Source organism: Enterobacter sp. KB-221C9 (assembly GCF_041320715.1).
Lineage (GTDB): Bacteria > Pseudomonadota > Gammaproteobacteria > Enterobacterales > Enterobacteriaceae > Enterobacter > Enterobacter asburiae_D.
Window position 1 is genome coordinate 54,383 of sequence record NZ_JBGIWG010000005.1, and the last position, 23,799, is coordinate 78,181.

A 23,799-nucleotide genomic window follows, 5' to 3' on the forward strand; every position below is an offset into this window, starting at 1 on the left:
AATTCCTTACTGCGCCTGCACGCGCAGCTCTGCTGCGCTACGACTACGGTGACCCAACAGGGCTTTAACATCGCTGGACTTCGGTTTAACCAGCGCGAATTTCGCCGAGAACGCCGGCCAGTTCGCCAGGATCTCTTCGCCGCGTGAAGAACCGGTATGCTGCACGTGTTCGGTAATCAAGCCGCGCAGGTGTTCTTCATGGATAGCCAGCGTATCGACGTCCAGCACTTCCACCAGCTCCGGGTTCACGCGTTTGCGGAACTCACCGTCTTCGTCCAGGACGTACGCAAAACCGCCCGTCATGCCCGCGCCGAAGTTCACGCCGGTTTTACCCATTACGCAAACAATCCCGCCCGTCATGTATTCACAACCGTTATCGCCAATGCCTTCCACCACGGTGATAGCACCGGAGTTACGCACCGCAAAACGCTCGCCCGCACGGCCTGCTGCAAACAGACGACCGCCGGTCGCGCCGTACAGGCAGGTGTTACCGATGATGCTGGCTTCGTGGCTGCGGAAGGCTGAGCCGACCGGAGGACGCACCGCCAGCAGACCGCCCGCCATGCCTTTACCGACGTAGTCGTTGGCATCGCCGGTCAGGTAAAGCTCAACGCCACCTGCGTTCCAGACGCCGAAGCTTTGACCCGCGGTGCCGCTGAAGTGCGCGGTAATCGGATCCGCCGCCAGCCCCTGGTCACCGTGCGTCTGCGCGATATAACCGGAAAGGGAGGCGCCCACGGAGCGGTCAGTGTTGCGGATATCAAACCAGAACGTTTTGCTCTGCTTGTCGTCCACGTACGGCTTCGCCTGCTGCAACAGCTGCGCGTTCAGCACGCCGTTATCAAACGGCGGGTTGTTCTCGGTGCAGTAGACCGCTTTCCCAGGGTGCGGCTGCGCGGTTTCCAGCAGTTTGCTCAACTCCAGCTTCTGCTGCTTAGCGGTGAAGCCTTCCAGCTCTTTCAGCAGGTCGGTACGGCCAATCAGGTCCACCAGGCGTTTAACGCCCAGCTGCGCCATCAGCTCGCGGGTTTCGCGGGCGATGAAGTCAAAGTAGTTGGTCACTTTGAACGGCAGACCGTGATAGTGGTTCTTACGCAGCTTCTCGTCCTGGGTCGCAACGCCGGTTGCACAGTTGTTCAGGTGGCAAATACGCAGGTATTTACAGCCGAGCGCAACCATTGGGCCGGTACCGAAACCGAAGCTTTCAGCGCCCAGAATCGCCGCTTTGATGATGTCGAGGCCGGTTTTCAGGCCACCGTCTACCTGCAGGCGGATCTTGTGACGCAGACCGTTAGCCACCAGCGCCTGCTGGGTTTCCACCAGGCCAAGCTCCCACGGGCAGCCCGCATATTTCACGGAGGAGAGCGGGCTTGCGCCGGTACCGCCGTCGTAGCCGGCGATGGTGATGAGATCCGCATAGGCTTTCGCCACGCCGGTGGCGATGGTGCCGACGCCCGGTTCGGAAACCAGCTTCACGGAGATCATCGCCTTCGGGTTGACCTGCTTCAGGTCGAAAATCAGCTGCGCTAAGTCCTCGATAGAGTAGATATCGTGGTGCGGCGGCGGAGAGATCAGCGTCACGCCCGGCACGGAATAGCGCAGTTTGGCGATGTACGGGGTAACTTTATCACCCGGCAGCTGACCGCCTTCGCCCGGTTTAGCACCCTGAGCGACTTTAATTTGAATCACGTCGGCGTTGACAAGGTACGCAGGGGTCACGCCAAAGCGGCCGGATGCCACCTGCTTGATACGGGACACCTTGTTGGTGCCGTAACGCGCCGGATCTTCACCGCCTTCGCCGGAGTTGGAGTTGCCGCCGATGCTGTTCATGGCTTCCGCCAGCGCTTCGTGGGCTTCCGGGCTCAGCGCGCCGATGGACATCGCCGCGGTATCGAAGCGTTTGAACAGTTCGGATGCAGGCTCAACTTCGTCAATGCTGACCGCTTCATCACCCGGGTTGAGGGCAATGAGGTCGCGCAGCGTTGCCGCCGGACGGTTGTTTACCAGCTCAGCGTACTGCTGGTAATCACTGTATTCGCCGCTCTGAACCGCCTGCTGCAGCGTGCGCACCACGTCCGGGTTGTAGGCATGATACTCGCCGCCGTGAACGTATTTCAGCAGACCGCCCTGATCGAGCGGCTTACGTGCCAGCCAGGCGCGTTTGGACAGGTTCACCAGATCCTGCTGGAAGTCAGCAAAACCGGCGCCGCCGATGCGGCTGACCACGCCCTGGAAGCAGAGATTGGCGACCTCGTCATGCAGGCCGACCGCTTCAAACAGCTTCGAACAGCGGTAGGAGGCAATGGTCGAGATGCCCATTTTGGACATGATCTTGTACAGACCTTTGTTGATGCCGTTACGGTAGTTCAGCATCACCGCGCGGTAATCTTTGTCGATCGCGCGGGTATCCACCAGACGGGCCAGCGTTTCGTAGGCCAGGTACGGGTAGATCGCCGTCGCACCGAAGCCTAACAGCACGGCAAAGTGGTGCGGGTCGCGGGCGCTGGCGGTTTCAACAATGATGTTGGCGTCGCAGCGCAGGCTCTTATCGACCAGACGCGTCTGGATAGCGCCAACCGCCATGGGGGCAGGCACCGGCAGACGGTTTTTCGCGATATTACGGTCGGACAGCACCAGCAGAACGGTACCGTTACGCACCATCTGTTCGGCCTTGTCACACAGCGCATTCACCGTCTCTTCGAGGCTCGCTTCGTTCACGTCAAACGTAATGTCGAGCGTGTCGGCGCGGTAGTGCTCCTCTTTCATGGTGGTGAGCTGTTTGAAATCGGAGTACAGCAGGATCGGCGATTTAAAGGTCAGACGGTGCGCCTGGCCTTCGGCTTCGCAGAAGACGTTCATCTCGCGACCGATGCTGGTCGCCAGCGACATCACGTGCGCTTCACGCAGCGGGTCGATCGGCGGGTTGGTGACCTGCGCGAACTGCTGACGGAAGTAATCGTAAATGATGCGTGGCTGGCTGGAGAGCACGGCAAACGGGGTATCATCCCCCATGGAGCCGACCGCCTCCTGGCCGTTTTCACCCAGTACGCGAATCACAGAGTCCAGCTCTTCCGCGCTGTAGTTAAACTGTTTCTGGAAGCTCGCAAGCATATCGTCGTCCAGTTCGCGACGACCCACTTCTTCATCCGATAAATCTTCGAACGGCACGAGGCGACGCACGTTCTTCTCCATCCACTCTTTGTACGGATGGCGACTTTTCAGATCGTGATCGGTTTCGGCAGAGTGCAGAATGCGCCCACCGCGGGTGTCGATAACCATCAGCTCGCCCGGACCGACGCGGCCCTTCTCGACCACTTCGTCAGGCTGGTAATCCCAGATACCGACTTCCGAGGCGCAGGTGATGAGCTTGTCTTTGGTGATGACGTAGCGCGCCGGACGCAGACCGTTACGGTCCAGGTTACAGGCGGCAAAACGGCCGTCGGACATGACGATGCCCGCCGGGCCGTCCCACGGCTCCATGTGCATGGAGTTAAAGTCGAAGAACGCGCGCAGCTCAGGGTCCATATCCGGGTTGTTCTGCCAGGCCGGTGGTACAAGCAGACGCATGGCGCGCACGATGTCCATCCCGCCTGCCAGCAGCAGTTCCAGCATATTATCCATTGAGCTGGAGTCAGAGCCGGTTTCGTTCACGAACGGCGCGGCATCGTGCAGATCAGGGATCAGTGGCGTCTGGAACTTATAGGTACGGGCGCGGGCCCACTGGCGGTTACCGGTGATGGTGTTGATCTCGCCGTTGTGCGCCAGGTAGCGGAACGGCTGAGCCAGCGGCCAGCGTGGAACGGTGTTGGTGGAGAAGCGCTGGTGGAACAGGCAAATGGCCGATTCCAGACGCAGGTCCGCCAGGTCCAGGTAGAAGCGCGGCAGGTCAGCCGGCATACACAGACCTTTATAGATGTTCACCAGGTTAGAGAGACTACAAACGTAGAACTCTTTATCGTCCTGGAGACGTTTTTCAATGCGGCGGCGGGCGATAAACAGACGGCGTTCCATATCACGTGGACGCCAGCCCGCAGGCGCGTTAACGAAAATCTGTTCAATACGAGGCAGCGAGGAGAGGGCAATTTCACCGAGCACCCCTTCGTTGGTTGGCACATTGCGCCAGCCGACAATCGACAGGGTTTCACGCTGAAGTTCTTCTTCGACGATGCGGCGTGACGCGGCAGCCTTTTCAGGATCCTGATTCAGGAACAGCATGCCGACAGCGTAGTTTTTGGCTAAACGCCAGCCGCGCTCTTCCGCTACGATGCGGAAGAAACGATCCGGTTTTTGCAGCAGCAGGCCGCAACCGTCGCCGGTTTTGCCATCGGCAAGAATAGCGCCACGGTGCTGCATTCGGGCCAGTGCGTGAATAGCAGTACGCACTACCTTGTGGCTAGGTTCGCCTTCTATGTGGGCGATCAGGCCGAAACCACAGTTATCCTTCTCAAGGGATTTATCGTACAACATATCAGTGAACCTCCCCAGGCTCGTCGGGCTTCCCACTGAACTTTACCGTGGCGCACAGGCACAGAAAGAGCATGGCGACGGGGTTTGCGTATCATACGCGGACCTCGCATTCGCCCTCTTTTTTCATCCTTTCGCGCAGGTAAACAAGTTTGAGGACTTGCTTCAGAGGGAATCTCAATTACTGCATAAATATGATGAGCAGGCCGCTCATCCAGAAAGCTTCCAGCGGATTTCCAACTTATCGGGAATTGGTACACAGGTCAAATGGCAATCTTATTTATACAAAAATGTGCTAAAGAGAGTTTATCTGATTGTAATTAAAAGGTATTTAACTATTTTTACATTGATTGTATGCCCTGGCAGGACGCAGCGGAGTGTGATCTGACTCACTATATGAAAGCGGTATTATCAATGTAGCGTGCTGAATAGCAGTTTTATAGCAGAATATTAATCTGGCATTGACCGCAAACCCGCATAAAGCCACTGTTTTTCAGTGATGGCGCTATAAATGAAAAAAACAATCAGAACATAAGGAAAAGTAATCACAAATAGCGTGAATGAAATTGCAGTAATCTTGAGTATTTATTCATATAGATAAAGGCCGTCCAGGGCGATTGATCCAGGTCATCGCCGACAGAGGCTAAAAGTGGCAGGCTTGTCCCCTTTCTCCGGGACGGTCTATCAGATTATGCAGTTACAGAAATTAGTCAATATGTTTGGTGGGGATCTTTTGCAGCGGTACGGGCAAAAGGTTCATAAGCTGACGCTGCACGGCGGGTTTAGCTGCCCGAATCGCGATGGCACCATCGGGCGCGGCGGCTGCACCTTCTGTAACGTTGCGTCCTTTGCTGACGAAGCCCAGCAGCATAAATCTATCGCTGAACAGCTTGCCCATCAGGCGAGCCTGGTGAACCGCGCGAAGCAATATCTGGCCTATTTCCAGGCCTACACTAGCACGTGGGCGGAGGTGCAGGTGCTGCGCTCTATGTATCAGCAGGCCATCAGCCAGGCTAACATCGTTGGGCTGTGCGTGGGCACGCGCCCGGACTGCGTACCGGAGGCGGTGCTGGACCTGCTCAGCGAGTACAAAGAACAAGGCTACGAGATCTGGCTGGAGCTGGGCCTGCAAACCGCGCACGACAAAACCCTGCACCGCATTAACCGTGGCCATGATTTCGCCTGCTACCAGCGCACCACGCGTCTGGCCCGTGCGCGTGGGCTGAAGGTCTGTTCGCACCTGATTGTTGGGTTACCCGGCGAAGGTCAACAGCATGGCATTGAAACGCTGGAAAAGGTGGTTGAGACCGGCGTGGACGGCATTAAGCTGCACCCGCTGCATATTGTTACGGGAAGCATCATGGCGAAAGCCTGGGAAGCGGGGCGGTTAAGCGGTATTGCGCTAGAGGATTATACGGTGACGGCGGGGGAGATGATTCGCCACACGCCGCCGGAAATTGTCTACCACCGTATTTCGGCCAGCGCCCGGCGTCCAACGCTTCTGGCACCGCTATGGTGTGAGAACCGCTGGACGGGGATGCTGGAAATCGACCGCTATCTACAGGAGAACGGCGTGCAGGGGACGGCGCTTGGCCGCCCGTGGGTTCCCCGTCTACCGGCGACGGCCGCCTAACAGACTCCCCAGCATGCCGCGCACTATCTGATTGGTGACCTGCCGTGCAGCGCTTTTCGCCATGGTTTGTACCACGCCGTCGCGCTTGCCGCCGCGCGGCCCGGTACTGCCGAACAGGATGTCTTTGAGCCCCCCGAGAATACCGTCATCCACGGCGACAGACTGCCCTTTAGCGGCAGGCGCATCCTGCGATTCGGTGGTCGCCTGCACCCCTTTTTGCAGCATCTCGAACGCGGACTCGCGATCCACCTCGTCTTCGTACTTCCCGTAAACCGGAGAGTGGTTAATCAGGCCGTTACGTTCATCGTCGGTAACCGGCCCCATGCGGGAGCAGGGCGCGATCACCATGGCGCGTTCCACCACGGATGGGCTGCCCTTCGCATCCAGGAACGAGATCAGCGCTTCACCGGTGCCTAACGCCTGAATCGCCGCTTCGGTATCAAAGGCCGGATTGGCGCGCATGGTCTGCGCGGCGGCTTTCACCGCTTTCTGATCCTTCGGCGTAAAGGCGCGCAGGGCGTGCTGCACGCGGTTACCGAGCTGGCCGAGCACGTTATCCGGAATATCCGACGGGTTTTGCGAAACAAACCAGACGCCGACCCCTTTGGAGCGGATCAGGCGAATGACCTGTTCAATTTTATCCAGCAACACCTGCGGCGCGTCGTTAAACAGAAGGTGCGCTTCGTCAAAGAAGAACACCAGCTTCGGTTTTTCCAGATCGCCCGCTTCCGGTAACTGCTCGTACAGTTCGGAGAGCATCCACAGCAGGCTGGCAGCGTAGAGCTTTGGCATCTGGTAGAGCTTCTCTGAACTCAGAATGTTGATGATGCCTTTGCCGCTGCTGTCGGTGCGCATCCAGTCTTTGATATCCAGCATCGGCTCGCCAAAGAAGTGTTCGGCACCCTGTTGCTCCAGGGTCAGCAACCCACGCTGAATGGCGCCCACCGAAGCGCTGCTGATATTGCCGTACTGGTTCTGGAAGGATTTTGCGTTATCGCCGATGTACTGTGTAATGGCGCGCAGATCTTTGAAATCAAGCAGCAGCAGTCCCCGATCGTCGGCAATGCGGAAGATAATATTCAGCACGCCGGACTGCACGTCGTTGAGGTTAAGCAGACGGGCCAGCAGCAGCGGGCCGAGATCGGAGACTGTAGCGCGCACCGGATGGCCTTTCTCACCGAAGATATCCCACACCACCACCGGATTGTTGTGCGGCGTCCAGTCCGTGATGCCAATATTTTTCAGCCGTTCGAGCAGTTTTTCAGAGGCCGTCCCTTCCTGAGCCACACCGGTTAAATCGCCTTTCACGTCAGCCATAAAGACCGGTACGCCAATCTCCGAAAGCGACTCCGCCAGCTTTTGCAGGGTGACGGTTTTCCCCGTCCCGGTCGCTCCGGTGATCAGGCCGTGGCGGTTCGCCATTGCGGGCAGTAAATACAGCTCTTTTTCCAGCGTCCGGGCAATTAACAATGGTGTACTCATGATGCGCTTCCTCTCTTAGTCCTGGGTGGAGTATAGGCAACCTGATAGCAATTTGGTTGAGTAAATTCCTGACTTTGCGGCGCATTATCCAGCGCGGACTATGCTTTTGCATACGGTTCACAAAATAGTGGGAAACTATGTCCAGATTCTTCTTTAACGATCGCAAACAGCTGGTCAACGATGCCATTGAAGGCATACTGCTTTCTGCGCCACACGCAAACCTCGTCAAACTTGATATCGATCCGGCCATCAGGATCGTCGCACGCGGCGACTGGGACAAAAGCCGCGTGGCGGTGATCTCCGGCGGCGGCTCAGGCCACGAACCCGCGCACGCCGGGTTTGTCGGCAAAGGGATGCTGACGGCGGCAGTGTGTGGCGATCTGTTTGCCTCGCCGAGCGTGGATGCGGTGCTGAATGCCATTGTGGCGGTCACGGGCGATCGCGGCTGTCTGCTTATCGTCAAAAACTACACCGGCGATCGCCTGAACTTTGGTCTGGCGGCAGAAAAGGCCAAACGCTACGGCCTCAAGGTGGAGATGGTTATCGTGGCGGACGATATCGCGCTGCCGGATAACAAACAGCCGCGCGGTATTGCCGGTACGGCACTGGTGCATAAGATTGCGGGCTATGCGGCGGAGCACGGGAAATCGTTGAGTGAAGTGCGGGAGATTGCGCAACAGGCCTGCGACAACCTCTGGAGCCTGGGCGTTGCGATGCAAACGTGCAACCTGCCGGGCAGCGACGAGGAAGAGGGGCGTATTAAGCAAGGTCACGTCGAGCTGGGTCTGGGCATTCACGGCGAGCCGGGAGCTTCCGTCGTGGATACGCAGAACAGCAAAGCCATTATCGACACGCTGGTGACGCCGCTACGCGCGCAGGCGGGAGAGGGGCGCTTTGCGGTATTGATTAACAATCTTGGGGGCGTATCGGCGCTCGAAATGGCGCTGCTGACCAAAGAGCTGGCGTATTCGGCGCTGAAAGAGGAGATCGCGTACCTGATAGGCCCCGCGCCGCTGGTGAGCGCGCTGGACATGAAGGGCTTTTCGCTCACGCTGCTGAAGCTTAATGATTTCTTCGAAAAGGCGATTCACGCCGAGGTCGAAACGCTGGGCTGGCAGAAGCCCGTGGCGTTTGCGCCACCGCGCACCGTGGCGCATAGCGCCATCCACGATCGCGTGGAATACACCCCGTCGGAGAACACGCGGGTGGGTGAGTATGTCTCTTCGGTAACGAGGACGCTGATCGAACTTGAAAACCGACTGAACGCGCTGGATGCGAAAGTGGGCGACGGTGATACCGGCTCAACTTTTGCGCAAGGCGCGCGGGATATTGCGCAGCGCCTGGAGGATCGCAAGCTCCCGCTTGATAACGTATCGACGCTGCTGCTGCTGGTGGGCGAGCGGCTGGCCACGGTGATGGGCGGATCGAGCGGGGTGCTGATGTCGATCTTCTTCACCGCTGCCGGGCAAAAGCTTCACGATGGACAGCCGCTACCGGAGGCATTGCTCGGCGGGCTGGCGCAGATGAAGCAGTACGGTGGGGCAGATCTCGGCGATCGTACCCTGATCGACGCGCTGCAGCCGGCGCTGGAGGCGTTGCACAAAGGCGATATCGAGGCTGCGGCGAAGGCCGCACAGCAGGGGGCTGAAGCGACTGCGAAGATGATGAAAGCGGGCGCGGGCCGCTCGTCGTATGTGAACAAAGAGAATCTGGACGGGGTAATGGACCCGGGGGCGGTCGCGGTGTCAGAGGTGTTTTCTGCACTGGCGAGATAGGTGAGAATAGCCCGGTGGCGCTGCGCTTACCGGGCCTACAAAACCGGATCCAGGCCGGGTAAAGCGAAGCCGCCACCCGGCAATCTCACATCAAAAATCCGCTTTCAACACCACGCGGTAGCGGGCTTTGCCGTCACGCACGTGCTGGATCGCTTCGTTGATTTTCGACATCGGATACAGTTCGGTGGTCGGGGCCACTTTGGTGCGTCCGGCAAACTTCATCAGCTTGCGCAACTCAAACGGCGTACCGGTCGCGGAGCCTGACACGCTGCGATCGCCGCCGATCAGGGTAAACGCCGGAACTGGCAGCGGCTTCATTACGGCACCTACGGTATGGAAGTTACCGCCGTAGGCCAGTGCTTCAAAGTACGGCTGCCAGTCGAGATCCACGTTAACGGTGTTGATGATCAGGTCAAACTGCCCAGCCAGCGCGTTCAGCGCTTCAGGATCGCGGCTGTTCACGACTTTATCCGCACCCATCGCCAGCACTTCTTTCTCTTTTGCCGGGTTCGAGCTAAACGCCGTCACTTCACAGCCCATCGCGTGCAGCAGCTTGATGGCGATATGGCCAAGACCGCCAATACCGATCACGCCCACGCGGCTGGTGGCGGTGATATGGTGCATCAGCAGGGGTTTGAAGACGGTGATACCGCCGCACAGCAGCGGACCGGCGGATTCGATATCAATGCTGTCCGGCAGCGGGATGACCCATTGCCAGTCGGCGCGCAGTTTATCGGCAAAACCGCCTTTGTTGAGAATGGTGGGAACGGCGCCCTCGAGGCAGTTGATCTGATTGCCGCTGATACAGGCATCGCAGTGACCACAGCTGCGTGCCGTCCAGCCAATGCCCACGCGCTGGCCCACTTTCAGCCCTTTGTCCTGCGCGGCGCTACCGAGCGCCACGACGCGGCCAATGACTTCGTGCCCGGCAACCAGCGGATAGCTCGAGAAGCCCCATTCGTTGTCGATCATCGAGAGATCTGAGTGGCAGATCCCGCAGTAATCCACCTGCACTTCGACGTCTTCTGCTTTTAGTTCGCCCGCATCGTACTCGTACAGCTCAAGTTCTGCACCCGCCTGCGGTGCGGCGTAGCTTTTTATCTTCGACATCGTCTTTCCCCCGTTATGGTGTGAACTGAGAGTGTAGAGCATTCAGTTTACAGCCGCTTAACAGAAGAGGGCAGGAATGAACGTTACAGACTTTTCAGCATTCTGACTTCGCAATCAACGTGGCCGGTACAGCCCAATGGCGCATCAATATGCTCAAAGCCCAGATGTTCATACAGGCCAATGGCCTCTTTGAGGAAAGCGGTCGTTTCAAGGTAGCAGCGGGTAAAACCCTGCTTGCGCGCGTGGTCCAGCGCAATCAGCGCCAGCTTTTTCGCCAGTCCTTGCCCGCGCGCCGTTGGCAGAAAATACATTTTCTGTAGCTCGCAGATATCCGGCTCGCTGCAGCTGAGGGGGGCCACGCCGCCACCGCCCACAACCTGGCCATTCTGCTCGATTACCCAGTAGGCATGTCCTGGCTGGCTGTAGAGCTGAAAAAGGTCGTCCAGGTTCGGATCAGCAACCGTGTAGCCTTTGTCAGCCGTCAGACCATACTCGGCTGAAACGGTGCGGATAACGGCGGCGATAGCCGGATTATCCTGCTCAGTGATCCGACGCATCGTCGTCGCGACGGGGGTAATCACGCTCATAGCATTACTCATTACAAAAATTGACACATAACTGCTGTTAATAGCACTGCAGAAAGGGGAGTGCAAGCGAGGAGTTTTCAGGAAGGTTACCCCTTACGCCCTGAAGCGTAAGGGGTAAAAGCATTACAGGGCAGCGATAACCGCCTGCTGCTCAATCAGCTTGGTCTTCGCATCGGCGAAAGCAACCAGACGCTCACGCTCTTTCGCGATGACCGCTTCCGGCGCGCGGGCGACAAAACCTTCGTTCGCCAGCTTGCTTTCGATTTTGCCAATTTCCACGTCGACTTTCGCCACTTCTTTCGCCAGACGAGCCAGCTCAGCGTCTTTGTCGATCAGGCCCGCCATCGGGATCAGCAGCTCGGCGCCGTCGATGATTTTGGTCACGGAAACCGGACCTTTGTCATCCGCAGGCAGCACGGTGATGCTTTCCAGGCGCGCCATGGTCTTGAGGAAGGTATTGTTCTCGGTGACGCGACGAACAGCCGCTTCGCTGCAGCCACGAAGCAGCAGCTCCAGCGGTTTGCCAGGGGCGATGTTCATTTCTGCACGGATGTTACGTACCGCAACGATCGCCTGCTTCAGCCACTCGGTATCCGCGGACGCCGCTTCATCAACCTTAGCCGCATCGAATTCCGGGAACGGCTGCAGCATGATGGTATCGGCGTTGATGCCTGCAATCACCTTCACGCGCTGCCAGATGGTTTCCGTGATAAATGGAATGACCGGATGCGCCAGGCGCAGCAGACCTTCCAGAACGGTAATCAGCGTGTTGCGCGTGCCGCGCAGTTCCGCCTCGGTTCCGCCGTTCATCACCGGCTTCGCCAGCTCCAGATACCAGTCGCAGAACTGGTTCCAGGTGAATTCGTACAGGATGCCCGCTGCGATATCGAAGCGGTAGCTGTCCAGCGCGTCGCGGAACGCTTTCACCGTCTGGTTGAATTCCGCCAGGATCCAGCGGTCCGCCAGAGACAGGGTCATTTCGCCGCCGTTGAAGCCGCAATCCTGATCTTCGGTGTTCATCAGCACGAAGCGGCTGGCGTTCCACAGCTTGTTACAGAAGTTACGGTAACCTTCCAGACGCTTCATGTCCCAGTTGATGTCACGACCGGTAGAGGCCAGTGCCGCCAGGGTGAAGCGCAGGGCGTCGGTACCGTGAGACTCGATCCCGTTCGGGAACTGCTTCTCGGTGCGCTTGCGGATTTTCTCAGCCAGCTGCGGCTGCATCATGTTGCCGGTACGTTTTTCCAGCAGGTCTTCCAGAGAGATACCGTCAACCATATCCAGCGGGTCAATCACGTTACCCTTGGACTTGGACATCTTCTGGCCTTCGTCGTCGCGGATCAGGCCTGTCATGTAGACGGTATGGAACGGAACCTGCGGCTTGCCGTCTTCGTCTTTGATGAAGTGCATGGTCATCATGATCATGCGGGCAATCCAGAAGAAGATAATGTCGAAACCGGACACCATCACGCTGGTTGGGTGGAACTGACGCAGCGCGTCGGTGTTTTCTGGCCAGCCGAGGGTGGAGAAGGTCCACAGCGCGGAAGAGAACCAGGTGTCCAGCACGTCTTCGTCCTGACGCAGCGCAACGTCCGCGCTCAGGTTGTTTTCCTGACGCACTTCGTCTTCGGTGCGGCCAACGTAGACGTTGCCTTCGTTGTCGTACCACGCCGGAATACGGTGACCCCACCACAGCTGACGGGAGATACACCAGTCCTGAATGTCACGCATCCAGGAGAAGTACATGTTTTCGTACTGCTTCGGCACGAACTGAATGCTGCCGTTCTCAACCGCTTCGACAGCCGGTTTCGCCAGCACGTCGGCACGCACGTACCACTGGTCGGTCAGCATTGGCTCGATCACCACGCCGCCACGGTCGCCGTACGGCACGGTCAGGTCGTGAGGTTTGATCTCTTCCAGCAGGCCGAGCGCGTCAACGGCAGCCACGATGGCTTTACGCGCGGCAAAGCGTTCCAGCTTCTGGAACTCAGCTGGGATCTCGCTGGAGTAAACGTCGGATTCGTTGCCTTTGGTGTCATACACTTCTGCGCTTTCACGGATATCGCCGTCGAAGGTCAGAATGTTGATCATCGGCAGGGCGTGACGACGGCCGACTTCATAGTCGTTAAAGTCGTGTGCCGGGGTGATTTTCACGCAGCCGGTGCCTTTTTCCATGTCGGCGTGTTCGTCGCCCACAATCGGAATACGGCGGTTTACCAGCGGCAGCACCACAAATTTGCCGATCAGATCTTTATAACGCGGATCTTCCGGGTTAACGGCCACGCCGGTATCGCCCAGCAGGGTTTCCGGACGGGTCGTTGCGACCACCAGGTAATCTTTACCGTCGGCGGTTTTTGCGCCGTCGGCCAGCGGATAGCGGATGTGCCACATGGAGCCTTTAGACTCGCGGTTTTCCACTTCCAGATCAGAGATGGCGGTGCGCAGTTTTGGATCCCAGTTTACCAGGCGTTTGCCACGGTAAATCAGGTCTTCTTTGTACAGGCGGACGAAGACTTCTTTAACGGCGTTGGACAGGCCTTCATCCATGGTGAAGCGCTCGCGCTCCCAGTCCACGGAGTTGCCGAGACGGCGCATCTGACGGGTAATGGTACCGCCGGATTCCGCTTTCCACTGCCAGATTTTGTCGATGAACGCGTCGCGACCGTAGTCGTGGCGGGTTTTTCCTTCTTCAGCGGCAATTTTACGCTCAACCACCATCTGGGTCGCGATACCCGCGTGGTCAGTCCCCGCCTGCCACAGGGTATTTTTACCCTGCATGCGCTGGTAGCGGATCATGGTGTCCATGATGGTCTGCTGGAAAGCATGACCCATATGCAAACTGCCGGTGACGTTCGGCGGCGGGATCATGATGCAGAAGGACTCTTTGCTTTCGTCGCCGTTAGGCTTGAAATAGCCCTGCTGTTCCCAGTGCTCGTAAAGCGGCTGTTCGATATCGCGTGGGTTATATGTCTTTTCCATTATTTCCAGGTTGCCGTATTCAGGTTAAAACCAGCCAGGCGGTACGCTTTATAGCGTTCGCGCGCCAGTTGTTTCAAAGATTCTTCGTAAGGGACAAAGTCTACCACTTCTGTGAAAGCGGTGGCAAAATCTGCAAAATCTATCCGCAGGCTAATCAGAATATCGCGCGCGCTGCTGTTGCGCTTTTGCGGCCAGGCAATTTCAACCGGGGCTCCACCACGCGGGCCTTCGCCCGACAGGTTATGCGGGACAAAACTCTCCGGCGGGCGCGCCCACAGCGCCTCATCAAGGCGAATGGCCTGCTGTTCATCTTCACAGGCAATCAGAACGCGTTTACCTGCGCGCCAACGTTCTGCGGCAATTTCACACACCAGCTGTTCGACGGCGCTGAGGCCATCCTGATGGGTGTCGTTGTCCAGAAGGTAGAACGTTGCATTCTTCATATATGGGGCTTCTTGTCGTGGATTTAAATGCAAAGCCGGGTGGCGCTACGCTTACCCGGCCTACGGTTGAGTGACGCTGTAGGCCGGGTAAGGCGAAGCCGCCACCCGGCGTTTTACATCACTCGTCGCCGTTAAAACCCGCACGATTGAGCAGGAACTGCGACAGCAGCGCCACTGGACGACCGGTTGCGCCTTTGGCTTTACCGGAGCGCCATGCGGTGCCCGCGATATCCAGGTGTGCCCAGTTGTACTTGCGGGTGAAGCGAGCCAGGAAGCAGCCCGCGGTGATCGCACCGCCAGGACGTCCGCCAATGTTCGCCATATCCGCAAAGTTAGACTCCAGCTGATCCTGATACTCGTCACCCAGCGGCAGACGCCATGCGCGGTCCCCGGCCTGCTCTGAGGCACCAATAAGCTCGTGCGCCAGCGGATTGTGGTTCGACATCAGGCCGGTGATGTGGTGGCCCAGCGCAATCACACAGGCACCGGTGAGGGTAGCGACGTCAATCACCGCTTCAGGCTCGAAGCGCTCAACGTAGGTCAGCACGTCACAGAGTACCAGACGGCCTTCGGCGTCGGTGTTCAGCACTTCAACGGTCTGGCCGGACATGGTGGTCAGAACGTCACCCGGACGATAAGCGCGGCCGCCAGGCATGTTTTCGCAGCCTGCCAGTACGCCGATCACGTTGATAGGCAACTGAAGTTCCGCCACCATGCGCATCACGCCGTAAACCGCCGCCGCGCCGCACATGTCGTACTTCATCTCATCCATGCCTTCGGCAGGCTTGATGGAGATGCCGCCGGAGTCGAAGGTCAGGCCTTTACCGACCAGCACGACAGGACGCGCGTCTTCGGACGGATTGCCTTTGTACTCGATGACGGACATTAGGGATTCGTTTTGCGAGCCGTTACCGACCGCCAGGTAAGAGTGCATCCCCAGCTCTTTCATCTGCTGTTCGCCGATGACGCGGGTAATGACGTTTTTGCTGTAGGCGTCGGCCAACTGACGCGCCTGGGAGGCCAGGTACGCCGCGTTACAGATGTTAGGCGGCATGTTGCCGAGATCTTTGGCCGCTTTAATGCCGGCTGCGATCGCCAGACCGTGCTGGATCGCGCGTTCGCCGCTGGTCAGTTCGCGACGGGTAGGCACGTTAAAGACCATTTTACGCAGCGGACGACGCGGCTCGCTTTTATTGGTCTTCAGCTGATCGAAGCTGTACAGGCTCTCTTTTGCCGTTTCAACCGCCTGACGTACTTTCCAGTAGGTGTTACGTCCTTTGACGTGCAGCTCGGTCAGGAAGCAGACGGCTTCCATTGAGCCAGTATCATTCAGCGTATTGATTGTTTTCTGAATCACCTGCTTATACTGACGTTCATCCAGCTCGCGCTCTTTGCCGCAGCCAATCAGCAGAATACGCTCTGACAGTACGTTCGGAACATGGTGCAGTAACAGCGTCTGCCCAGGTTTGCCTTCCAGTTCGCCACGGCGCAGCAGGGCGCTAATATAGCCGTCACTGATTTTATCGAGTTGCTCGGCGATCGGGGAGAGTCGGCGTGGTTCAAAGACGCCCACAACGATGCAGGCACTCCGCTGTTTCTCCGGGCTACCGCTTTTTACACTGAACTCCATGCACTACGCTCCTGAATCTTAAAGACAACGGCGGCTGCTACGGATAGAATTGAAACCTTTCGTAACTCATGTCCGCTGTTGTGGTGACTTCGTGTTAATCTTACGTTACTACGGTTTCGACACGTCAGAAAAAGTCCTGAAGCGTGAATCCGCTGGATGTTTTAATCTTAGCGATGATTTCGACGACTCAAGAGAATAAATGACGTTTAAGCCATGAAACAAGCGAAATTCCTGCAAAGAGACGGGTTTTTACGGGCGTATTTAAAGTGATAATCATAAGATATCTGGTGCGGGAGACGCTCAAGAGCCAACTGGCGATCCTCTTCATCCTGCTGCTGATTTTTTTCTGTCAGAAGCTGGTTAAGATCCTCGGTGCGGCCGTTGACGGCGAAATTCCAACAAATCTGGTGCTTTCCCTGCTTGGTTTAGGGATCCCGGAAATGGCGCAGCTCATCCTGCCGCTAAGTCTTTTCCTTGGCCTGCTCATGACGCTTGGGAAACTCTACACCGAGAGTGAAATCACGGTGATGCATGCCTGCGGCCTGAGCAAAGCGGTACTGGTGAAAGCGGCCATGATACTGGCGCTGTTCACGGGGATTGTTGCGGCGGTGAATGTGATGTGGGCGGGCCCCATGTCTTCCCGTCATCAGGACGAAGTGCTGGCCGAAGCGAAAGCAAACCCCGGCATGGCGGCGCTAGCCCAGGGGCAGTTCCAGCAGGCGACCGACGGCAACTCCGTGCTGTTTATTGAGAGCGTTGACGGCAGTAAATTCAACGACGTCTTCCTGGCGCAGTTACGTCCCAAAGGTAACGCGCGTCCGTCAGTGGTGGTTGCAGACTCCGGTCAGCTTGCTCAGCGCAAAGATGGTTCTCAGATCGTGACGCTGAACAAAGGCACCCGTTTCGAAGGCACCGCGATGCTGCGCGACTTCCGTATTACGGATTTCCAGAACTATCAGGCCATTATCGGCCATCAGGCGGTGGCGCTCGATCCATCGGATACCGAGCAAATGGACATGCGTACCCTCTGGAATACCGATACCGACCGAGCGCGCGCTGAGTTCCACTGGCGTATTACGCTCGTCTTCACCGTGTTTATGATGGCGCTGATTGTCGTTCCGCTGAGCGTGGTGAACCCGCGTCAGGGACGCGTGCTCTCTATGCTACCAGCGATGCTGCTTTACCTGATCTATTTCCTGCTGCAAACCTCGATTCGTTCTAACGGCGCGAAAGGTAAGCTGGACCCTATGGTCTGGACATGGTTCGTCAACAGCCTGTACATCTTACTGGCGCTGGGATTAAACCTGTGGGATACGGTGCCTGTGCGCCGCATACGTGCCCGATTCTCGCGTAAAGGAGCCATCTAATGCAGGCGTTTGGCGTTCTTGATCGCTATATCGGTAAAACCATTTTTACCACCATCATGATGACGTTGTTCATGCTGGTGTCGCTCTCCGGCATTATCAAATTTGTCGACCAGTTGAAAAAAGCCGGGCAGGGGAGCTATGACGCGCTGGGCGCGGGGATGTATACCCTACTCAGCGTGCCGAAAGATGTGCAGATCTTCTTCCCGATGGCGGCCCTGCTGGGGGCGCTGCTGGGGCTGGGGATGCTGGCGCAGCGCAGTGAGCTGGTCGTCATGCAGGCCTCGGGTTTTACCCGCATGCAGGTTGCGCTGTCGGTAATGAAAACCGCGATCCCACTGGTGCTGTTGACCATGGCGATTGGCGAGTGGGTCGCGCCGCAGGGCGAACAGATGGCGCGTAACTACCGTGCCCAGGCCATGTACGGCGGTTCACTGCTCTCGACTCAACAAGGTTTATGGGCGAAAGACGGTAAAAACTTCGTCTACATCGAACGGGTAAATGGGAATGATGAACTGGGTGGGGTGAGCATCTACGCTTTTGATGACCAGCGCCGTCTGAAGTCAGTTCGCCACGCCTCTTCGGCGAAATTTGATGCCGACAAAAAACAGTGGCGCTTGTCCCAAGTCGATGAATCTGACCTGACCGATCCGAAACAGATCGCCGGTTCTCAGACGGTCACCGGTACGTGGAAGACCAACCTGACGCCCGATAAGCTCGGGGTCGTGGCGCTGGATCCTGACGCGCTCTCCATCAGCGGTTTACACAACTATGTGAAATACCTGAAGTCGAGCGGGCAGGATGCAGGACGTTATCAGCTCAACATGTGGAGCAAGATCTTCCAGCCGATGTCCGTGGCGGTGATGATGCTGATGGCGCTATCGTTTATCTTCGGCCCGTTGCGTAGCGTGCCGATGGGCGTGCGCGTTGTGACCGGTATCAGCTTCGGCTTTGTGTTCTACGTGCTTGACCAGATCTTCGGTCCGCTGACGCTGGTTTATGGTATTCCGCCGATGATTGGTGCGCTGCTGCCAAGCGCCAGTTTCCTCCTGATCAGCCTCTGGCTGCTGTTAAGACGCTCCTGATAGACCTCTCCTCGCTTCCGGTTAACCGGAAGCGAGGCTAATCTCCTGTTTCACCCCGCACTTTTTCTCACAACCTTCAACGCCCCGCCCTGAATTTGAGTATTATTGAGCGATAAAGTCGTGAAGGGATCCTCTATGAAGCAAATTCGAATGCTTGCCCAGTATTACGTCGACCTGATGATGAAGCTTGGGCTGGTGCGTTTCTCCATGCTGCTTGCGCTGGCGCTGGTCGTTCTGGCCATTGTCGTGCAAATGGCCGTCACCATGGTTCTGCATGGTCAGGTCGAGAGTATCGACGTCATCCGCTCCATCTTCTTTGGCTTGCTCATTACTCCCTGGGCGGTCTATTTCCTTTCCGTGGTGGTTGAACAGCTGGAAGAGTCCCGTCAGCGTTTGTCAAAACTGGTTGATAAACTGGAAGAGATGCGTGAACGCGACCTGAAGCTCAACGTCCAGCTCAAAGACAACATTGCGCAGCTGAACCAGGAGATTTCAGATCGTGAGAAGGCGGAGGCCGAGCGTCAGGCTACCCTTGAGCAGCTGAAAATCGAAATGAAAGAGCGCGAGGTCACGCAGATCCAGCTTGAGCAGCAATCCTCTTTCCTGCGGTCGTTCCTCGATGCTTCGCCGGATCTGGTGTTTTACCGTAATGAAGATAAAGAGTTTTCCGGCTGTAACCGGGCGATGGAGCTGCTCACCGGGAAAAGCGAGAAGCAGCTGATTAATCTGAAGCCGCAGGACGTTTACTCTGAAGAGGCGGCGGCCAAGGTCATGGAGACGGACGAAAAAGTCTTCCGCCATAACGTCTCGCTGACCTATGAACAGTGGCTGGATTACCCGGACGGACGCAAAGCCTGCTTTGAGATCCGTAAGGTGCCCTACTATGACCGCGTCGGAAAACGCCACGGCCTGATGGGCTTTGGCCGCGATATCACCGAGCGTAAGCGCTATCAGGACGCCCTGGAGCGCGCCAGCCGTGACAAGACCACCTTTATCTCCACCATCAGCCACGAGCTGCGTACGCCGCTTAACGGCATTGTCGGGCTGAGCCGTATTCTGCTGGATACCGACCTGACCGCAGAGCAGGAAAAATATCTCAAGACTATCCATGTCTCAGCGGTCACGCTGGGTAATATCTTCAACGATATTATTGATATGGATAAGATGGAGCGCCGTAAAGTTCAGCTTGATAATCAGCCTGTTGATTTCACCAGCTTCCTTGCCGATCTGGAAAACCTGTCCGGCTTGCAGGCGCAGCAGAAGGGACTGAGTTTTGTCATGGATCCAACCCTGCCGCTGCCGCATAAAGTGGTGACTGACGGCACGCGTCTGCGCCAGATCCTGTGGAACCTTATCAGCAACGCGGTGAAATTTACCCAGAAGGGGCAGGTGGCGGTGCGCATCCGCTTTGACGAAGGCGATATTCTGCACTTCGAAGTGGAAGACTCCGGGATGGGTATTCCGCAGGAGGAGCAGGACAAAATTTTCGCGATGTACTACCAGGTGAAGGACAGCAACGGCGGGAAACCGGCTACCGGAACGGGCATTGGCCTGGCGGTCTCTAAACGGCTGGCAAAGAGTATGGGGGGCGATATCACCGTTGCCAGCCAGCCGGGTAAAGGGTCAACCTTCACGCTGACGGTCCATGCGCCGGCGGTGGCGGAGGAGGTTGAGGATACCTTTGAAAACGACGATATGCCGCTGCCTGCGCTGCACGTCCTGCTGGTGGAAGACATTGAGCTGAACGTGATTGTGGCGCGCTCCGTGCTGGAAAAACTGGGCAACAGCGTGGATGTCGCGATGACCGGTAAGGCCGCGCTCGAGATGTTTAAACCGGGCGAATACGATCTTGTCCTGCTGGATATTCAGCTACCGGATATGACCGGGCTGGATATCTCGCGTGAGCTGACGCGTCAGTACGCGGCCGACGAACTGCCGCCGCTGGTGGCGCTGACGGCGAACGTACTGAAAGATAAAAAAGAGTATCTCGATGCCGGTATGGACGATGTACTCAGCAAGCCGCTGGCGGTGCCTGCTCTGACCGCCATGATTAAGAAGTTCTGGGATACCCGTGATGAAGAGGAGAGCACCATGACGTCTGTTGATAGCGCAAAAGCCCAAACGATACTCGATACCGCGATGCTGGAGCAGTACATCGATCTGGTCGGCCCGAAACTGATTACCGACGGTCTGGCGGTATTCGAAAAAATGATGCCGGGCTATCTGAGCGTGCTGGAATCAAACCTGACGGCTCGTGACCAGAAGGGCATTGTGGAAGAAGGACATAAAATTAAAGGTGCCGCCGGCTCGGTTGGCCTACGCCACCTGCAGCAGCTGGGCCAACAGATTCAATCGCCTGATTTACCTGCATGGGAAGATAACGTGGGTGATTGGGTTGAAGAGATGAAACAAGAGTGGCAAAACGATGTGGCGGTGCTTAAAGCCTGGGTCGATGCCAGAAAAAAATGACCCCGGCTTAACCGGGGTGCGCGAATACTGCGCCAACACCAGGGAAATCGTGGCTGCGCCTGTTTTTTAAAGTTATTTTCGAAAGGGCGCTGCCTGAAAAATTTAGGCCGCACGCAGATAAGATAGCAAATCTTAAATGGTTTGTTACATGAATCAGTGAAATGTGTGAAGCATAGCGTTTTAATCAAAATTATTAATGTGCTTCAGCAAGTTGCAGAAAAGGATTGTCATGATGAAAAAGATTGGTGTCGTGCTGAGCGGATGCGGTGTTTACGATGGTTCTGAGATACATGAAGCCGTCATCACGCTGCTGGCCCTGGCTAAGCAGGGAGCAGAGGTTATTTGTTTTGCGCCAGACAAAAATCAGGCGGATGTAATTAATCATCTGACCGGCGAGCCGATGACGGAAACCCGTAATGTGCTAATTGAAGCCGCGCGCATTGCGCGAGGTGATATCCATCCTCTTATTCAGGCAGACCCGACAGAGCTTGATGCGCTGATTGTGCCGGGTGGGTTTGGCGCGGCCAAAAATCTCAGTACCTTTGCTGCGCAGGGCGCGGAGTGTCAGATCGATCCTCATCTAAAAGCGCTGTCGCAGGCCATGCATGCGGCAGGAAAACCGCTGGGCTTTATCTGCATCGCGCCGGCAATGCTGCCCAGGATTTTTGATTTCCCGCTGCGCCTGACTATCGGGACGGATATTGATACCGCAGAGATCGTCGAGGAAATGGGGGGCGAACACGTTCCGTGCCCGGTTGATGACATTGTGGTTGATGAAGATAACAAAATTGTCACCACGCCAGCGTATATGCTGGCGAATAATATCGCTGAGGCTGCCTCAGGAATTGAAAAGCTGGTGGCCCGCGTGCTGGTGCTGACTGAATGAGGCGTAAATTTGCCGCAGGCGCAGGGGTGAAGCGTATTCTCTTGCGTATCGTTCTTGTACTGGCGGTATTTTGGGGAGGTGGGTTGGCTTTATTCAGCATTATGCCGGTTCCGTTCTCTGCCGTTATGGTTGAGCGCCAGCTCGGCGCGTGGTTCAGCGGCGATTTCAGCTATGTTGCCCACTCAGACTGGGTGAGCATGGACGAGATCTCACCGTTCATGGGGCTGGCGGTCATCGCGGCGGAGGACCAGAAATTCCCGGAGCACTGGGGGTTCGACGTTGCGGCCATTGAGAAGGCGCTAGCCCATAACGAACGCCATGAAAACCGCGTGCGCGGCGCGTCAACCTTGTCGCAGCAGACGGCCAAAAATCTGTTTCTGTGGGATGGTCGAAGTTGGGTGCGAAAAGGGCTGGAAGCGGGGCTGACCCTGGGGATGGAAACGGTCTGGAGCAAAAAACGCATTCTGACCGTCTATCTCAACGTCGCTGAGTTTGGCGACGGTGTTTTTGGCGTGGAAGCTGCCGCGCAGCGTTATTTCAATAAGCCAGCCAGCCGTCTGAGCATGTCAGAAGCAGCGCTATTGGCCGCTGTTTTACCGAATCCCATCCGCTTTAAAGCCAGTGCCCCATCAGGGTACGTGCGAAGTCGTCAGGCGTGGATCATACGCCAGATGAATCAGCTGGGCGGAGAGGGTTTTATGCAGCGTAATAATCTTATGTAGGGCGGGTAAGCGTAGCGCCACCCGCCGAGGGGCGAACGTTAGTCTTCGTCAAAGCCGGCGTTAAACAGGGCAATTACCGCCGCCAGCGCTTCCTCTTCCTGAGGTCCGGTGGCTTCTACTTCAATCTGGCGCCCTTTGGCGGAATCCAGCATCAGCAGGGCGATCACGCTGTTTGCTTCCGCTTCGGTACCTTCGTCATTCCGCAGCAGAACCTCTGCATCAAAACCCTGCATCAGCTCAAACAGTTTCATCGCCGGGCGTGCATGCATACCCAGCTTATTGGTGATCTCAACGGTTTGTTTTACGGTCATGTTTTACGTTTTTCCAGCGTGCGATGACGGGACTGAACGTTCTTCCCGCGCGAGCGGAAATAGTCGGCCAGCTGTTCGGCGATGTAAACCGAACGATGTTTACCACCGGTACAGCCAATCGCCACCGTCAGGTAGCTACGATTGTTTGTCTCCAGCATAGGTAACCATAGCTCAAGGTAGCTTCGCGTCTGGTAGATAAAATTGTGAACTTCTGTGTGCCGGTCGAGGAAGGCCGCGACGGGTTTATCCAGGCCGGTCATTGGACGCAGCTTCGGATCCCAGTGCGGGTTCGGCAGGAAGCGCACGTCGAAAACGTAATCCGCATCAATCGGAATACCGTGCTTAAAGCCGAAGGATTCGAACACCATTGTCAGTTCACGCTCGCGTTTACCCAACAACCGGGTACGAAGCATTTCCGCCAGTTCGTGAACGGACATCTCAGAGGTGTCGACAATCAGGTCGGCACGAGAACGCAGCGGCTCCAGCAGGTCGCTCTCTTCATCGATAGCGCTCTCCAGAGAGAGGTTCTTGCTGGAAAGCGGGTGTAAACGACGGGTATCGCTGTAGCGACGGATCAGCGTATTGCGGTCTGCATCAAGGAACAGCAGCTGAGGCGAGAACGCATCAGGCAGGTTGCTCATGGCCTGTTCGAAGATCTCTGGCGATTCAGGCATGTTACGGACGTCGATACTGACGGCAGCAGAGGTTTGTCTCTCCGCAAGCGTGCGTGCCAGGTCAGGCAACAACACGACCGGCAGGTTATCGACGCAGTAAAAACCCATGTCTTCCAGCGCGCGCAGAGCAACGGATTTCCCCGACCCTGAACGGCCACTGACAATCATCAGCACCATGTTCCGTT

Annotated in this window: 16 protein-coding genes; 7 read left to right on the plus strand and 9 right to left on the minus strand. The window is 56.9% G+C overall.

What is annotated here, in order from left to right:
* Positions 1-6: 6 nt before the first annotated feature.
* Entirely contained in the window at positions 7-4,467 is a 4,461-nt protein-coding gene (gltB, locus tag AB8846_RS08525; protein WP_063143593.1) for a glutamate synthase large subunit, read from the minus strand.
* A 688-nt stretch (positions 4,468-5,155) separates the two neighbouring features.
* Here gltB and AB8846_RS08530 point away from each other — a divergent pair.
* Positions 5,156-6,097: a TIGR01212 family radical SAM protein gene (locus AB8846_RS08530; RefSeq protein ID WP_370732508.1), complete on the plus strand. Its 942-nt coding sequence runs from the start codon at positions 5,156-5,158 to the stop codon at positions 6,095-6,097.
* Here AB8846_RS08530 and AB8846_RS08535 read toward each other — a convergent pair.
* Positions 6,077-7,579, minus strand: a complete 1,503-nt coding sequence (locus tag AB8846_RS08535; protein ID WP_370732509.1) for a helicase HerA-like C-terminal domain-containing protein — start codon at positions 7,577-7,579, stop codon at positions 6,077-6,079. The two genes, AB8846_RS08530 and AB8846_RS08535, sit on opposite strands and share 21 nt — an antisense overlap.
* A 137-nt stretch (positions 7,580-7,716) precedes the next feature.
* Between AB8846_RS08535 and AB8846_RS08540 the strand changes: the two genes are divergently transcribed.
* Positions 7,717-9,354 (plus strand): dihydroxyacetone kinase subunit DhaK, encoded by a 1,638-nt coding sequence (locus AB8846_RS08540; RefSeq protein WP_370732510.1) that lies wholly within the window; start codon positions 7,717-7,719, stop codon positions 9,352-9,354.
* Positions 9,355-9,444: 90 nt separating this feature from the next.
* Here the strand turns inward: AB8846_RS08540 and AB8846_RS08545 are convergent, their stop codons facing one another.
* The 5 genes from AB8846_RS08545 to pepA form a co-directional block, all read right to left on the minus strand.
* Positions 9,445-10,464, minus strand: a complete 1,020-nt coding sequence (locus AB8846_RS08545) for an NAD(P)-dependent alcohol dehydrogenase (RefSeq protein WP_029739607.1) — start codon at positions 10,462-10,464, stop codon at positions 9,445-9,447.
* 83 nt (positions 10,465-10,547) lie between these two features.
* Positions 10,548-11,051 carry a GNAT family N-acetyltransferase gene (locus AB8846_RS08550; protein ID WP_063143589.1) on the minus strand — a complete coding sequence of 168 codons (504 nt, stop codon included), beginning with the start codon at positions 11,049-11,051 and terminating at the stop codon, positions 10,548-10,550.
* Between the two features lie 123 nt (positions 11,052-11,174).
* Complete coding sequence (locus AB8846_RS08555; protein ID WP_331411141.1) at positions 11,175-14,030, minus strand: valine--tRNA ligase; 2,856 nt, start codon at positions 14,028-14,030, stop codon at positions 11,175-11,177.
* Positions 14,030-14,473 (minus strand): DNA polymerase III subunit chi, encoded by a 444-nt coding sequence (gene holC, locus AB8846_RS08560; RefSeq protein WP_008502815.1) that lies wholly within the window; start codon positions 14,471-14,473, stop codon positions 14,030-14,032. The genes AB8846_RS08555 and holC overlap by 1 nt, the downstream gene beginning before the upstream one ends.
* A gap of 118 nt (positions 14,474-14,591) precedes the next feature.
* Positions 14,592-16,103 (minus strand): leucyl aminopeptidase, encoded by a 1,512-nt coding sequence (gene pepA / locus AB8846_RS08565; RefSeq protein WP_032642395.1) that lies wholly within the window; start codon positions 16,101-16,103, stop codon positions 14,592-14,594.
* Positions 16,104-16,369: 266 nt separating this feature from the next.
* On the opposite strand from pepA, the gene lptF reads away from it, so the two are divergent.
* The 5 genes from lptF (at position 16,370) to mtgA (ending at position 22,629) form a co-directional block, all read left to right on the plus strand.
* Positions 16,370-17,470 (plus strand): LPS export ABC transporter permease LptF, encoded by a 1,101-nt coding sequence (gene lptF, locus AB8846_RS08570; protein WP_063143587.1) that lies wholly within the window; start codon positions 16,370-16,372, stop codon positions 17,468-17,470.
* Complete coding sequence (gene lptG, locus AB8846_RS08575; protein WP_063143586.1) at positions 17,470-18,552, plus strand: LPS export ABC transporter permease LptG; 1,083 nt, start codon at positions 17,470-17,472, stop codon at positions 18,550-18,552. Before lptF ends, lptG begins: the two co-directional genes overlap by 1 nt.
* Before the next feature lie 135 nt (positions 18,553-18,687).
* Complete coding sequence (arcB, locus tag AB8846_RS08580) at positions 18,688-21,021, plus strand: aerobic respiration two-component sensor histidine kinase ArcB (RefSeq protein ID WP_063143585.1); 2,334 nt, start codon at positions 18,688-18,690, stop codon at positions 21,019-21,021.
* Positions 21,022-21,253: 232 nt separating this feature from the next.
* The gene (elbB, locus tag AB8846_RS08585; protein ID WP_370732628.1) at positions 21,254-21,907 is read left to right on the plus strand and encodes an isoprenoid biosynthesis glyoxalase ElbB; all 654 of its coding nucleotides are present in this window, start codon (positions 21,254-21,256) and stop codon (positions 21,905-21,907) included.
* Positions 21,904-22,629: a monofunctional biosynthetic peptidoglycan transglycosylase gene (gene mtgA / locus AB8846_RS08590; RefSeq protein ID WP_063143583.1), complete on the plus strand. Its 726-nt coding sequence runs from the start codon at positions 21,904-21,906 to the stop codon at positions 22,627-22,629. Before elbB ends, mtgA begins: the two co-directional genes overlap by 4 nt.
* Positions 22,630-22,667: 38 nt before the next feature.
* Here the strand turns inward: mtgA and npr are convergent, their stop codons facing one another.
* Both npr and rapZ read right to left on the minus strand, forming a co-directional pair.
* On the minus strand, positions 22,668-22,940 hold the full coding sequence (gene npr, locus AB8846_RS08595) for a PTS phosphocarrier protein NPr (RefSeq protein WP_003861872.1): 273 nt from the start codon (positions 22,938-22,940) through the stop codon (positions 22,668-22,670).
* Positions 22,937-23,791 carry an RNase adapter RapZ gene (gene rapZ / locus AB8846_RS08600; protein ID WP_014885397.1) on the minus strand — a complete coding sequence of 285 codons (855 nt, stop codon included), beginning with the start codon at positions 23,789-23,791 and terminating at the stop codon, positions 22,937-22,939. The genes npr and rapZ overlap by 4 nt, the downstream gene beginning before the upstream one ends.
* Positions 23,792-23,799: the final 8 nt, after the last annotated feature.